At 44.6% G+C, this 13,297-nt stretch carries 14 protein-coding genes; 7 read left to right on the forward strand and 7 right to left on the reverse strand.

The window, feature by feature from the left end:
* Positions 1–2: 2 nt before the first annotated feature.
* The 6 genes from rpsR to Q8K48_07295 form a co-directional block, all read right to left on the reverse strand.
* Entirely contained in the window at positions 3–290 is a 288-nt protein-coding gene (gene rpsR / locus Q8K48_07270) for a 30S ribosomal protein S18 (protein MDP1852199.1), read from the reverse strand.
* Between the two features lie 71 nt (positions 291–361).
* Positions 362–868: a single-stranded DNA-binding protein gene (locus tag Q8K48_07275; GenBank protein MDP1852200.1), complete on the reverse strand. Its 507-nt coding sequence runs from the start codon at positions 866–868 to the stop codon at positions 362–364.
* Positions 869–914: 46 nt separating this feature from the next.
* Positions 915–1,202 carry a 30S ribosomal protein S6 gene (gene rpsF, locus Q8K48_07280; GenBank protein MDP1852201.1) on the reverse strand — a complete coding sequence of 96 codons (288 nt, stop codon included), beginning with the start codon at positions 1,200–1,202 and terminating at the stop codon, positions 915–917.
* A 99-nt stretch (positions 1,203–1,301) separates the two neighbouring features.
* A complete protein-coding gene (locus Q8K48_07285; protein MDP1852202.1) occupies positions 1,302–2,492 on the reverse strand; it encodes a hypothetical protein in 1,191 nt (396 codons plus the stop codon).
* Positions 2,493–2,494: 2 nt separating this feature from the next.
* Positions 2,495–4,456, reverse strand: a complete 1,962-nt coding sequence (locus tag Q8K48_07290) for a transglycosylase domain-containing protein (protein MDP1852203.1) — start codon at positions 4,454–4,456, stop codon at positions 2,495–2,497.
* 9 nt (positions 4,457–4,465) lie between these two features.
* Positions 4,466–4,879, reverse strand: coding sequence for a DUF5318 family protein (locus tag Q8K48_07295; GenBank protein ID MDP1852204.1), 414 nt, complete (start codon positions 4,877–4,879; stop codon positions 4,466–4,468).
* Between the two features lie 43 nt (positions 4,880–4,922).
* Here Q8K48_07295 and Q8K48_07300 point away from each other — a divergent pair, with 43 nt between their 5' ends.
* Positions 4,923–6,194 carry an MFS transporter gene (locus Q8K48_07300; GenBank protein ID MDP1852205.1) on the forward strand — a complete coding sequence of 424 codons (1,272 nt, stop codon included), beginning with the start codon at positions 4,923–4,925 and terminating at the stop codon, positions 6,192–6,194.
* Here Q8K48_07300 and Q8K48_07305 read toward each other — a convergent pair.
* Positions 6,159–7,598: a CCA tRNA nucleotidyltransferase gene (locus Q8K48_07305; GenBank protein MDP1852206.1), complete on the reverse strand. Its 1,440-nt coding sequence runs from the start codon at positions 7,596–7,598 to the stop codon at positions 6,159–6,161. The genes Q8K48_07300 and Q8K48_07305 overlap by 36 nt on opposite strands.
* 32 nt (positions 7,599–7,630) lie before the next feature.
* On the opposite strand from Q8K48_07305, the gene Q8K48_07310 reads away from it, so the two are divergent.
* The 6 genes from Q8K48_07310 (at position 7,631) to Q8K48_07335 (ending at position 13,269) form a co-directional block, all read left to right on the forward strand.
* Positions 7,631–8,200 carry an NUDIX hydrolase gene (locus tag Q8K48_07310; protein ID MDP1852207.1) on the forward strand — a complete coding sequence of 190 codons (570 nt, stop codon included), beginning with the start codon at positions 7,631–7,633 and terminating at the stop codon, positions 8,198–8,200.
* 77 nt (positions 8,201–8,277) lie between these two features.
* Entirely contained in the window at positions 8,278–9,312 is a 1,035-nt protein-coding gene (locus Q8K48_07315; protein ID MDP1852208.1) for a DUF6049 family protein, read from the forward strand.
* A complete protein-coding gene (murJ, locus tag Q8K48_07320) occupies positions 9,302–10,939 on the forward strand; it encodes a murein biosynthesis integral membrane protein MurJ (protein MDP1852209.1) in 1,638 nt (545 codons plus the stop codon). Before Q8K48_07315 ends, murJ begins: the two co-directional genes overlap by 11 nt.
* A 32-nt stretch (positions 10,940–10,971) precedes the next feature.
* Positions 10,972–11,901, forward strand: a complete 930-nt coding sequence (gene trxB, locus Q8K48_07325) for a thioredoxin-disulfide reductase (GenBank protein ID MDP1852210.1) — start codon at positions 10,972–10,974, stop codon at positions 11,899–11,901.
* 37 nt (positions 11,902–11,938) lie between these two features.
* The gene (gene trxA, locus Q8K48_07330; GenBank protein MDP1852211.1) at positions 11,939–12,262 is read left to right on the forward strand and encodes a thioredoxin; all 324 of its coding nucleotides are present in this window, start codon (positions 11,939–11,941) and stop codon (positions 12,260–12,262) included.
* A 14-nt stretch (positions 12,263–12,276) separates the two neighbouring features.
* Positions 12,277–13,269, forward strand: a complete 993-nt coding sequence (locus Q8K48_07335) for a peptidoglycan-binding protein (protein ID MDP1852212.1) — start codon at positions 12,277–12,279, stop codon at positions 13,267–13,269.
* Positions 13,270–13,297: the final 28 nt, after the last annotated feature.

A 13,297-nucleotide genomic window follows, 5' to 3' on the forward strand; every position in this document is an offset into this window, starting at 1 on the left:
CCTTATTTCGCTGAAGATGTGTAAGGAAGTAATGCTACTTCACGACTGTTTTTAACTGCGGTTGCGATCGAGCGTTGGTGCTGTGTGCATGCACCTGTAACGCGACGAGCGCGGATTTTGCCGCGGTCCGAGATGTACTTACGAAGGGTCGCAATATCTTTGTAATCGATATATGTGACCTTCTGCTGGCAGAAGCTGCATGGCTTCTTTTTAAACTTTTTATTCAGGGCAGCGGCTTTTGCGCCCTTGTTCTTCGGCTCGCGTAGAGCCTTATTATTTCTTGCTCCCATTGTGGTGCTCCTTTTCGGGCCCTAGCCTCATTAAAAAATTAAATTGACTAGGAATGGATGGATAGGTGGATTTAAAACGGTGGCTCGTCGGTAGTTGAGGTTCCCCAACCACCGCCAGCTGCTGGCGTTGATGATGCTGCAGCCCATGGATCTTCGGTAAATGAATCGCTCGCAGCTGGTGCTGTGAATCCACCACTTGTACCGGCAGCGCGTTGGGTCTTTGTTACCTTAGCGGTTGCGTTACGTAGTGATGGTCCGACTTCATCAACTTCTACCTCAAAGACTGTGCGCTTTTCGCCCTCTTTAGTTTCATAAGAACGTTGCTTCAATCGACCAGAGAGGATGACACGCATTCCCTTTGTCAGTGACTCGGCAACATTTTCAGCTGCTTGACGCCAGATCTGACACTGTAGAAAAAGACTCTCGCCATCTTTCCACTCATTAGTTTGCCTATCTAAATAGCGAGGTGTTGACGCAACGCGAAACTTTGCAACGGCCGCACCTGATGGTGTGAAACGTAGCTCCGGATCGTCAACTAAGTTGCCAATCATTGTGATTGTTGTATCTCCTGCTGCCATTTTTATTCCAATCTCTTTCTCGATTATCTACTGGTGGAGTCCGTGCTTATTTTTCTGGGCGTATAACTTTGGTGCGCAGAATCGCTTCATTCAAGTTGAGTTGACGATCTAACTCTTTGATTGCAGCTGGTTCGCAGTTCATATCAATAACTGCGTAAATACCTTCGCCTTTTTTCATGATTTCAAATGACATACGGCGACGGCCCCACAAGTCGAGCTTGTTGACGGTTCCGCCGGAGTCTTTAATAATCTTTAAGTATGTTTCTAGGCTTGGTGTGACTGTACGTTCTTCAAGTTCTGGATCAAGAATGACCATAAGTTCGTAGTGACGCATGCGTTAACCCGACCTCCTCTGGACTAAGACGGCCACGGTATTTCCGTGACAGGAGGGTTAGTGCTTCTTGGGCCGACATTAAATGCTGGTTCAAGAGGGTTAAGGGTAGGGCTTGGAGGCTTCAAAGAGTAAATCGAAGAGGGAGCCCTGTGGATTTCGCGCTTGTAGGGCTCTTTTTCCAAGAATCCAGATCAAATACAGGGTCGTCGCGATTCGAAGGAGTGTGAAAGCGGCATATCCGCCGGCAGGTAGACCAAAGGTGGCTCCTGTGACACTGGCTAGATGTTGCCAGATGGCGATGTGGTACAGAACTTCACCACCCTGCCACATCCAAAAAGCCGGGAGATCTTTTGTACTCGTTAGCGCAATTACAGCGAGTGGGGTCAACCATAAAACATATTGGGGCGAATACACCTTGCTAGCAACCATCACAGTTGCCAGCACGATGAAGGCGACAGATGCAAGGGTTGGGGTGGACTTAATTTCGAAGAGAAAGATTGCGATTGAAGTTATCCCAATCAACAAAATTAGTAAAGAGAGATAATTTAGATTAGCAAGGTTTAATCCAAGTTGATTGAATGCTAACCAGATTGAGCCCCAGTCGGCTCCACGTTCCAAGTTAAGTTTATAGAAGCGCCACCAGCCAGTTGGCGTGGTTAAAGCAAAGGGAAGATTTATCACTAGCCAGACTAAAGCCGTTGTTATCAAGTATTTCAATAACTCTTTTACACGGTTTTGGCGCCACAAAATAAAAGCAATAGGTAAAAGTAAAAAGATAGGTAGAAACTTTGTGGATATAGATATACCGATGGCCAATGCACTTAATAGGTATGATTTTCTATCGAACCAATATATCGCCAGCACCATTGTAATAATCGCCCATAAATCCCAGTTAATAAATAGGGATGCGATCATTGCTGGTGCCAGAGGTAATAGATAACTAAATTCGGGTTTCATTTTCCTAATCAGTAAAACTAGTCCAATAAATAAAAACGCTAGGAAAATTACGTTGAGGTTAAAGTAAGCTATTGGTGAATCTACAAATATTGCTGTTACAAACATAACCATGCCAGTTAAAACTGGATACTCAACTGAATTCAATTCGCTTGTATAGGGCCAATCATTTTTATCTAAACCGCGCGCACCAAAGAGTGAAGGTAAATCACTATAACAGGCGTGCACATATTGATCTGGTGTCGCCCACGTTGTGCTTTCGCAATGAGAGAACTTTGCAAAAGAAATGAGTGAGGCTAAAACAGCTAAGACGAGGATCGCTCTAAAACGTAACACAGTTAAGGTGTTGGCGTCAGTAATGGTGGTGGCGGTGGGGGTGTTGTAGGCGGTGTTGTAGGCGGTGGTGTTGGTGGTGGCGTTTCACTAGTCGTCATGACTATTGGTTCAAGTCCGCCAATATTTGATGGGGCTGGAAAATTTAATACTTTTTGCTTTTTTAATGCACCCTTCATAAAAGCAGTCCAAATTTTTGCCGGAAAAGTTCCGCCGGTAACGGAGGTAAGCCCGCCGATTCCGTTGAGCGATTCAGATGCACTATCTCTAAAAAGTGCGACCGATGCCGCTAATTGTGGGGTATACGCACTAAACCAGGCCGATGCATTTGACTGAGATGTTCCGGTCTTGCCTGCAGCTGGACGCCCTAAAGCAAGGGCCGCCCCACCGGTTCCACCTGTTACTACTGCTTTAAGTGCATATGTTAAATCGGCTATGACCTCTTTTGAAAATACCTCTTGTGTTTCAGGTTTTGCCTCATAGAGAACGCCTCTGTTTGGTCCAATGACTTGGGCAACTAAATATGGTTTTGATTTTATGCCCTCGGCGGCAAAGGTTGCATATGCATTAGCAACATCAATGACGCGTGGACTTGCCACGCCTAAGACCACAGATGGGGTTGGCATCATTGCAACAGAATCTGGAATTCCAGCACGCCGGGCGACATCGATAAAAGCGTTTGGACCAATTTTAATTCCGAGTGGGACAAAGACTGTATTAACTGAGTGTTGTGTTGCAAAGAGCAAACTTATTTGACCCCAACTCTCATTCCCGTAATTTGAAACTTCATAAGGCTTTCCGGCGTTATCAAATGTTTGTGGTGAATCCCCATTCCACATAGAGGTAAGGGGTATCCCTTGTTCTAGCGCGGCAATAATTGCAAAGGGTTTAAAAGTTGATCCTGCCAATGCAATTGATTGAGTCGCATCACTTAACTGGCGCGCAAGGTAATCTCGGCCACCGTATAAGGCGACAATTTCGCCTGTACCAGGTCTAATTGCCACAAGACCTATACGTAAATTATCTGGGGCTTTTTTTGGATAATACTTATTCACCGCATCGACTGCAGATTGTTGAGCTCTTTGTTCGAGGGTTGTTTTGATTACAAGTCCGCCAACTAATAGTTGGTCTTGAGTGAATCCGAGTTTAGCTAACTCTTTTTGCACTGCCTCAATAATGTGACCTTTTGGTCCACTCAACTGCCCAGAGGTAGATCGTGGTGCGATCTCCGGTAATTTCATAGAGTTAAAGGATTTTTTATCCAACCAGCCAGCCTCGAGCATTCCATTCTTTACATAGTCGAATCGAGCCATTAGTCGTGCCTTATTGCCCTCTTGAAATGCGGGATCATATAAACCGGGCGAGCGCAAGATAGATGCAATCACTGCAGCTTGAGCATCGGTTAATTGGCCCACGTTGCGATTGAAATACTGTTGAGCCGCAGTCATAACACCGTATGAACCACGGCCGAAATAGATTGTATTTAAGTAGTTTTCAAAAATTTGATCTTTTGATAACTGGTTCTCTAACTTGATTGATATTACGAGCTCTTTTATTTTACGTTGAATCGTGCGACTGGGAGTTAAGAATGCAGTCTTTGCGTATTGCTGCGTGATTGTTGATCCGCCTTGCACAGACCCGCCTTTTAGATTATTAAATGCAGCACGTAAAATACCCGTGATACTAAACGCGCGGTTTGAATAGAAGTTGCGATCTTCAGCAGCTAGCACTGCGTGACGTACATTCAGTGGGATTTTCGCTAATGGCAAAATCTGACGATTTTGTGTGCCTACTCGACCAATCTCGGTGCCGTTTGCATATTTAATAATGGTTGATTGACTATTGACATAGGCATTTGGGTCTGGAATTTCAACGGTAAAATAAGCTAGGGCAAAAAGAACCGCTCCAGCAATAAAACCAAAGCCGGCCACAAAGACCGTGGTTCTAATGAGCAGTTTGCGTAGCATTAGTTAAGGCTACCGTGCTGCGTAATCTTCGTCCTCAAGAGTGCGTACTTTTCGAGGCGCTTTACGCTCCCTGCCATCTCCTAAGATAAAAGAGACACATAGGTGGTTCCACAAACACTCCTTACACACTTCAACGACATAAACCCTAAATTCACCAAACTCGCTCTCCATGGCACGAAGCTCCTGGGGTGACTTAATGCGCCCTGAGTATTGGCCGAGTTGTTCTCCGAAGGTGTATCCAAGCTCTACTAGTGAGTTTTTCTTACAGACCGGGCAGTTTCGGGCAACCTTTTCACCGTGCCATTTCGCTGCTCTCACCAAATAAGGGTCGGCATCGCAAGCATCGATAGCTCCACGAAAGAGCGCAAGAAGAGTCGCTCGCTTATCAAGTGAATAATCGATGTACGAACGTTGCGATTTCATAGAGGATAAGAATAAACCAAGTTCTGCGACTACGCTCTTTCTTATGGGTTTTAAGGAACTGATTAAACATCCAAGGTTCTCTCGCTTACTTGCTATTCGATGGTCAGGTCAGACCACCGATGGTGTTTTTCAAAGCGCATTGGCCTCATTTATTCTTTTTTCCCCGAATCGACAGGCAAATGCACTTAGTGCGGCGATGGGTTTTGCGGTGGTGTTATTGCCATATTCAATAGTTGGGCCTTTTGTTGGAACCCTTCTTGATCGTATTTCAAGACAGCGAGCCCTTCTATTTTCTAATCTCTTACGCTCTCTTACTCTTTTAGTAGTTGCTCTCATTATCTTTAGTGGAACTTCTGGCGCAACCTTAACTGTTGCAGTCTTAATTGCTTTCGGTATCAATCGATTGATACTTGCAGCGCTATCCGCAGGTTTACCGCTGCTTATTGACACCAAGTCGCTGATAACGGCCAATGCAATTGCCGTCACCGGTGGTTCACTTCTCGTCGTACTTGGTGGAGGAATTGGTGTTGGTGTTCGAGCATTATTTGATTCTAGAGTTCTTGCCAATCATGCCGATGCGTTGCTTGTTTTAATTGCAAGTTGTGGATATTTAATATCCGCGATATTGGCAGGGCGATTAAAGAGATATGAAATTGGGCCGCTAAAGCATGAGATAGAGGCATCAAGTTTTTTCCAAGGTTTAAGAGATATGCGTGAGGGTTTCCAATTTCTAGCTAAAAACTCTGATGCCGCTCGTGGGATTCTAGCGACCGCAGTTCATCGAGGTGGATTAACTGCACTAACTTTAACTGCACTGTTGCTGGAGAGAAATACTTTTAACGACCCAAGTAAACCTGAAGATGGTTTAGCAGGTTTCGGTATTGCGCTTACAGTGGCAGGCGTTGGGCTTTTTTGCGGTGCATTTCTCGCACCTTTTGGCGTTTCTAAAGTCGGCCGACATTTATGGATTAAATATGCAATGTTTGCAAGTGCAGCCGGTCCATTAATCCTTGCTATGTGGCAAACTCAAATCGCTTTGGCTCTGACCGCTTTTTTTACCGCCTTCTTCGGCCAAAATTTGAAAGTAACAAATGATGCCTTAGTCCAATCAAAGATTGATGATTATTACCGAGGGCGTGTTTTTGCTGTTTATGATGTGGTGGTCAATGGCGCAATTGTTTCAGGTGGTCTAATCGCTGCGCTTTTACTGCCTCAATCCGGAGTTTCGGCCGTTGTTCCATTGTGTGTGAGTGTGGCCTATCTACTCGTAGCTTTGCGACTACTTCGGAGCTCGGTTTTTCCACCAATTAAGTAGCTCGGCAGTAGCTTTTTCTTCACCAATTGAACCTTGATCAAGCCGTAGCTCCATTAAGAAATCCATTGCTGCACCGACTTCTCGTGAAGGTTTTAGGTTGAGAATCTCCATTACTTGAGCACCATCTAAGTCGGGGCGAATCTTTGACAACTCTTCTTGCTCCATCAAAATTTTGATGCGCGCCTCAAGTGAGTCATATATGCCTGAGAGTCGAACTGCTTTAGCTAAATTTCGCGTCGTGCAATCTGCACGGGTAAGTACATGCAGATGTATTAATAGTTCTCCGGCATCGCGTATATATCTGCGCACCGCTGAATCGGTCCATTCTCCATCTCCGTAGCCATGAAAACGTAAATGGAGCGCGGTTAATGTTTCAACGGCGTCGATAGTGTTGCGATCAAATCGAAGTTCCTGTAATCGTTTTTTGGCTAATCGCGCTCCCACAACTTCATGGTGGTGAAATGAGACGCCACCGCCCTTGATAAAACTCCGTGTCTTAGGTTTACCTATGTCATGTAAGAGTGCAGCCAATCGAATCACTAAGTTAGGTCCCTGTAGACGATCCTCTTGTGTGATGGCCTGCTCTAATACCGTGATGGAGTGTTCGTACACATCTTTGTGGTGATGATGCTCATCAACTTCCAACCGTAACTTCGGGATTTCAGGTATTACTAGGTCAGCTAATCCAGTGTCTACTAAAATTGTAATTCCGATACGCGGATTTCTAGACATTAAAATTTTTATGAATTCATCTCTCACTCTTTCGGCGGAAACAATCGAAATGCGAGGGGCTAAGTTTTTCATCGCTGTTATGACTTCAGGGTCGATGTCAAAATCCAATTGGCTGGCAAATCGCGCTGCACGCATCATGCGCAATGGGTCGTCGTTAAACGAGTCACTTGGTCTACCTGACGTTCGTAATATTTTTTTTGCTAAATCTTGTAAACCGTCAAAAGGATCAAAGAATTGTGGAGAAATACCAGTTAGTTCTAACGCCATTGAATTGACCGTGAAATCTCGCCGAGACAAGTCTCCAAGAATATCTTTACCGTATTCGACTTTGGGATTACGAGAATCTAAGAGATAGTTTTCGCTGCGATAAGTAGTGACCTCAACAGTTGTGTCCGCACGTTTTCCAGCCACGGTTCCAAAAGCGATTCCGGTTTCCCAAACGCTTTCAGCCCATCCTTGCAAAATCATTTTTGATTGTTGCGGTAGAGCATTTGTCGTAAAATCTAAATCATTACCAAGCCGCCCTAAAATCGCATCTCGTACAGGGCCACCGACAAGTGCCAATGTAAAGCCTTTATCTTTAAAGGCTTGAGCTAAAGAGCTTGCTAATGGGGCGCGTTCTACGAGAGAACGGATCGCTAACTCGCCTGCCGCCCCCAATGCACTAGTCACAATAAGTAAGGTTAGAGCAGTACTCTTGCTCCATGAACCCGGCACCTGGTGCGGGCAGCGATGGTATTAAAAAGAAGCGGAAGCGCAAGCGCTCCGCTAACCGCGGCCCCCAAACTCCTCATAAGCCATCTGCCTCTACTCCGGTAAAGCCTGCCATTAAACGCCATTACTCCAAACGTGTAGATGAAGTCAGTGCGGGTGGATTGGTCATCGATTCAACTGGAGAGCAAGGGCTTCTCATTGGTCGAATTGATCATAAAGATGCCAGTGGCACTCGACTTCTATGGTCTCTTCCAAAGGGACATATTGAAGAAGGTGAAACCCCTGAACAGGCAGCGATCCGTGAAGTTGCAGAGGAAACGGGAATAACTTCACTAATTTCTAGACCTTTAGGAGTTATTGATTTTTGGTTTATGGCCGGTGGTAAGAGAATTCATAAAACAGTTCATCACTTCTTATTCACAGAAGTGGGTGGTGTGTTAATGCCACAAGAGAGTGAGGTCGATGATGTCTCATGGTTTCCGTTGGGAGAAATCATTGAACGCCTCGCTTATCCTGATGAAAAGAAATTAATTGCCCGAAGTGGCGAGTTAAAAATATGAGGAAATTAATATTTATTCTACTTTCACTTTTCTTTCTGTTCATAACTTTACCTTTCGCCTCCGCCGAAGGATCTGTTGTGCGCATTACGAGCACTGTGCATCAAAATTTCACGGGAGAATTTGTCAATGATGATCTTGCTCAAGAACTAACTCCTTCTGGGAGATTAGGTCAGTTGGTATTTACACCTTTTAAGGAATCAAAAATCTGGGCGGTTGATCCGGCTTTGATTGATGAAGTTATAGCGATGACAGGTAATTACATTCTTGTTGGAGGCGCTACTCCAAGTGGCAAGGGAATTGCCCTCTCGTGGCTAACTCAATTGAGGGAAATTACGAGTAATAATGAAGTTATTGCTTTAGCATATGGAAATCCAGATGTAGTGCTTGCCAAACGCTTAGCTCCAAGTGAGTTACGGGCGTATTTTGCTTATGGGAAAACTGCTCTGGAATTAGCTTTAGGGCGCAACGTCGGCAGTGAGCCAAACCAACTCTGGAACGTTGGAACATCAAAAATGAGCAGTGAATTAAGTAGAGCCTACGGTGAATCGCGAAAAGATTTAACCCGTTTATCAAGGGTCGTCAGCTCGCCTGAGCTCGTACAACTGCGCATGAGTTTGGCGCGATTATTATCGCCATCACTCAAAGTTAAGGAGCAAGCCGCGTTTTCAGTTAATGCGCGTATTGCAGTTGATGCGCAGGTTCAAAAACTTCGGATAGTTAGGGGTAAATACCAACTCACTACTGAGATGAGCTCTCTTCCAGTAACAGTGATTAATGAGTTTCCGGTTGAGGTCACGGTGAATATACGCATGGTGGCAGGAAATGCGCGAATCATTGTCGATAGCTTTACGGGAGTGGTACTACCTGCTCTTTCTAAGCTCCAACTAGAACTCAACGCCTTTGTAATTGCACCCGGCCAAACAGTTGTTCTTGCTCAGATTACAGATGCTCTCGGAATTAGTGTGGTGCCTTCAGCGGTTTTAGAGCTTAATGCGACGGTTATCGATTCGCGGGTAACCTGGTTCACGACTGGAGCGGCAATACTTCTCTTATTGGCTGCAATTGCTCAAAGTGTACGTCGAATAAAGAGGGGGCGACAAAGTGAAATCTAACGAGCTATTTCGAGCCTCTGGAATCATGGCGCTTGGAACAATTATTTCTCGAATCACTGGATTTATTCGAGGTATTTTGATTGTGGCAGTTCTGGGTACGACATTGTTGGCTGACACATACAACGTGGCAAATACCATGCCAAATATTCTTTACAACTTACTTGTTGGTGGGGCACTTACAGCGATATTTATTCCACAATTAGTTCGCTCATTTGATCAAGAAGATGGTGGGGATGGTTTTGCTTCTCGCTTAATTACAACTATTTCTCTTATATTAATGGTCTTGGTTGTAGTTGGAGTTTATTTTGCGCCGGCCCTTGTGCGTCTCTATGCCCCTGAATTCTTTACTCCGGGCTTTGAAAGCGAAAAAGAAATTGCGATTGCATTCACTCGTTATTGTTTACCGCAAATTTTTTTCCTTGGACTCTTCACCATGCTTGGACAAGTTGCAAATGCTCGAGGATCTTTTGGTCCACTTATGTGGGCTCCAATTGCTAATAACATCGTTGGCATAATTTTATTTGGCAGTTTTTTATTTTTCTCCTCTGAGATTGCAGTTTCGACGATTACTTCAACTCAAATCCTAATTTTAGGTTGGGGTACAACTATTAGTGTTGTGGTTCAAGCACTGGTCTTGTTGCCGGTCATTAAGCGCTTAGGTATCAAATTACGCCCGCAGTGGGGTCTAGCAGGTCTTGGAAAATCCTTTGGTTTGGCGGGGTGGACTTTGCTATATGTTTTAATTTCACAACTCGGTTATCTTGTAACAGTAAATGTTGCTACAAGCGCAGCGGTGCGAAGTGCCCAAGAGGGTGTGGTTCGAGGAGTCGGATATACCCCTTATACATACGCTTATTTCGTAATGTTATTGCCTTATTCAATCGTCACCATCTCTATAATCACGGCGATATTGCCACACCTGTCTCGTTTGGCCCTTGCTAAAGACAGTGAAGAGGTTCGCCTTCAGTTGATACGAGCTATTAAGTTAGTTGGGGTCATTACGATTCCTAGCGCCGTTGCCTTTCTATTTTTCGGTCCCTTAATCACCGAGGTGATTTTTATTGGGGTGCCCGTAGAGGATTCGAGATACATCGGTTTTGTTTTATCAGCGTTGAGCTTTGGGCTCGTAGCATTTTCTATTAATTTAATTCTAATCCGAGGCTTTAATGCCTTTGAAGACACCCGTACACAAGTAATTTCTATACTTCTCATCAATGTGATCTCTGTGGCGCTCTCATATCTCTTCCTTAATATTCTCAAGAATCAATGGGTGACTATCGGTCTTGGGGTGGCTTTTTCTATTAGTTACATCGTCGGCCTGTTGATTACTCTCTCGCTCTTGAAAAGACATACTGGTCCGCTCAAGATCAGGGATTTCTTTGGGCAACATCTGCGATTAATTGGGGCTTCAGTTGCGGTAATGGCTCCGTTGTTTGGGCTAACGCAATACATTACTTGGGTTGGGGTTGAGTTAACTCCCATCGCCCGTGCTGGTGAGTTAGCTATCGTGATGGTGATGGCTTTTTTTGGTTATTTGATTGCCGGCAAAGCCGCCGGAGTAGAAGAAATTTCCATGATTGGCCACCTTCGTGATTCTGTCGTTCGTCGTTCATCTAGCAATGATTAAATTAGTTTGATTAGCCACCCAAAGGAGCGCACGTGAATGAAGTGAGAGATGTTGTCATTGTTGGTTCAGGCCCGGCCGGATATACGGCTGCAATTTATGCTTCACGTGCTCAATTGAATCCAATTATTTATGAAGGTGCTGTTACAGCTGGTGGTGCCTTAATGAACACGACCGAAGTTGAAAACTTTCCAGGTTTTGTCGATGGAATTATGGGTCCTGACTTGATGGAAAATATGCAAAAGCAAGCTAAACGTTTCGGTGCTCAATTAATTACCGATGACATTGTAAAGATGGATTTATCTGGTGCAATAAAAACATTAGTGGATGGATCAGGGAACACTGTTAAGTCGCGGTCGGTTATTCTCGCAATGGGATCTGCTTATCGTGAAATTGGTTTAACAAATGAAAAGCGATTATCCGGACATGGTGTCTCATGGTGTGCAACTTGCGATGGTTTTTTCTTTCGTGATCAAGAGATCGCTGTCGTTGGTGGGGGTGATTCAGCCGTTGAAGAGGCTACATTTTTAACTAAATTTGCGAGTAAGGTTGTATTAATTCATCGCCGAGATTCTCTGCGAGCATCCAAAATAATGATTGAACGTGCAGTAGCAAATCCAAAAATTGAATTTCTCTGGAATACGGAGGTTGTAGATGTACTTGGTGATTCAAAGGTTTCTGGATTAAAACTACGTAACACCATTGATGGAACCGTAAGCGAACGCTCCTTCACTGGTTTGTTTGTTGCAATCGGCCACATCCCACGTAGTGAGCTAATCGTCAATCAGGTAACTCTTGATAATGAGGGTTACGTAGAAGTAGATGCTCGCTCTACAAAGACCAATATTCCTGGTGTTTTCGCCTGTGGAGACCTTGTAGATCACACTTACCGCCAAGCGATCACTGCCGCAGGCTCAGGCTGCCAAGCAGCACTTGATGCTGAAAAGTTTCTGACTCACCACTAAAGTTAGCTCACTACATATATAGATCTGGAGATTAAGAATGGCAACGACAAATGTTACGACCGCTACCTTTGATGCAGAGGTATTGAAAAGCTCTACCCCTGTTTTGGTTGATTTCTGGGCAGAGTGGTGTGGTCCATGTCGGGCGGTCGGTCCAATTCTTGAAGAGATCTCAAATGAGCATGGCGCAAAATTGAAGATCGTAAAACTCAATACTGACGATGAGTCGGCAATTGCAATTAAGTATGGGATAACTTCCATTCCGGCTATGTACGTCTTTGTCAATGGTGAAGTAGTAAAGACTATTGTTGGCGCGCGACCAAAACCTGCCATGCTTAAAGAGCTTGAAAGTTTTATTTCATAAATTGGTCTTGACATATGTCAGAGTTAAGTGAAGCTCAGATTCGAAGTTTTCAACAGAGCCGCGGATTAAATGTCACTGGCGTTATTGATGCTGTCACCGAACGGGCACTTGATGAGGCACGATGGAAACTTGGTGATCGCTCTCTAAATTTACAGGTGCCTCCATTAATGCGGGGTGACGATGTTGCTGCACTGCAATCGCGGTTGACTGAGATGGGTTTTGACTGTGGGCGAGTAGATGGGATCTATGGTCTGCGCACTGAAGCTGCGGTGAAAGAGTTTCAACAATCAGTAGGTATCGTCGGCGATGGGAAATGTGGCCCAGGAACAATAATTGCTTTATTGCGATTGACTCGAACCGTTTCGGGTGGTGCACCAACTGCGATGCGTGAGAGTGCAACACAACGAAATCGTGGTCCTGCTCTTGCCAATAAAGTTATAGTTTTAAATCCCGCTGAAGATGACTCGCTGATTTATGATGTTGCTCTGAGAACTGAAGGTAGGTTACTTGCACTAGGTGCATCGGTTTTTTTAACTCGTGGTGTATCAAATAATCCGACTGAAACTGAACGCATTGCCTTCACAAATCAAAGTAATGCAGATCTTATGATCTCATTTAGTCGCGACAGTTATGTTAATGAGGTGGCACATGGAGTTGCCACATATTTTTATGGAAGCGATGCACACGGTATTCATTCAATTGTCGGTGAGCGATTTGCCTCATTGGTTCAGCGTGAGATTTGTGCCCGGACAGATTTAGTTAATTGTCGAACTCATGCGATGACGTGGGATTTATTGCGATTAACACGAGCACCGTCGGTTCAGATTGATCTTGGTTATATGACCAGCCCGATTGATGTTGAGAGAATTTCCCGCTCGGATTTTCGCGATGTAATCGCCGAAGCTTTAGTAATCGCAATTCAGCGGTTGTATTTAGCATCTGAGGATGATGCAAAAACGGGAACACTGCGCATCTCTGATTTACGTAAGGCAGGCATTCGCCGCTAAATAGTGTTCGGCACGTGCTTAGCGTGTG

Origin of the sequence: Candidatus Planktophila sp. (assembly GCA_030681675.1) — a bacterium.
Taxonomy (GTDB): Bacteria; Actinomycetota; Actinomycetes; order Nanopelagicales; family Nanopelagicaceae; genus Planktophila.

What these genes read in the sequence shown, in the direction of transcription:
- rpsR (MDP1852199.1), bottom strand. Translation starts at nt 290, where the DNA reads ATGGGAGCAAGAAATAATAAGGCTCTACGCGAGCCGAAGAACAAGGGC.
- Q8K48_07275 (MDP1852200.1), bottom strand. Translation starts at nt 868, where the DNA reads ATGGCAGCAGGAGATACAACAATCACAATGATTGGCAACTTAGTTGAC.
- rpsF (MDP1852201.1), bottom strand. Translation starts at nt 1,202, where the DNA reads ATGCGTCACTACGAACTTATGGTCATTCTTGATCCAGAACTTGAAGAA.
- Q8K48_07290 (MDP1852203.1), bottom strand. Translation starts at nt 4,456, where the DNA reads ATGCTACGCAAACTGCTCATTAGAACCACGGTCTTTGTGGCCGGCTTT.
- Q8K48_07295 (MDP1852204.1), bottom strand. Translation starts at nt 4,879, where the DNA reads ATGAAATCGCAACGTTCGTACATCGATTATTCACTTGATAAGCGAGCG.
- Q8K48_07300 (MDP1852205.1), top strand. Translation starts at nt 4,923, where the DNA reads ATGGGTTTTAAGGAACTGATTAAACATCCAAGGTTCTCTCGCTTACTT.
- Q8K48_07310 (MDP1852207.1), top strand. Translation starts at nt 7,631, where the DNA reads ATGAACCCGGCACCTGGTGCGGGCAGCGATGGTATTAAAAAGAAGCGG.
- trxA (MDP1852211.1), top strand. Translation starts at nt 11,939, where the DNA reads ATGGCAACGACAAATGTTACGACCGCTACCTTTGATGCAGAGGTATTG.
- Q8K48_07335 (MDP1852212.1), top strand. Translation starts at nt 12,277, where the DNA reads ATGTCAGAGTTAAGTGAAGCTCAGATTCGAAGTTTTCAACAGAGCCGC.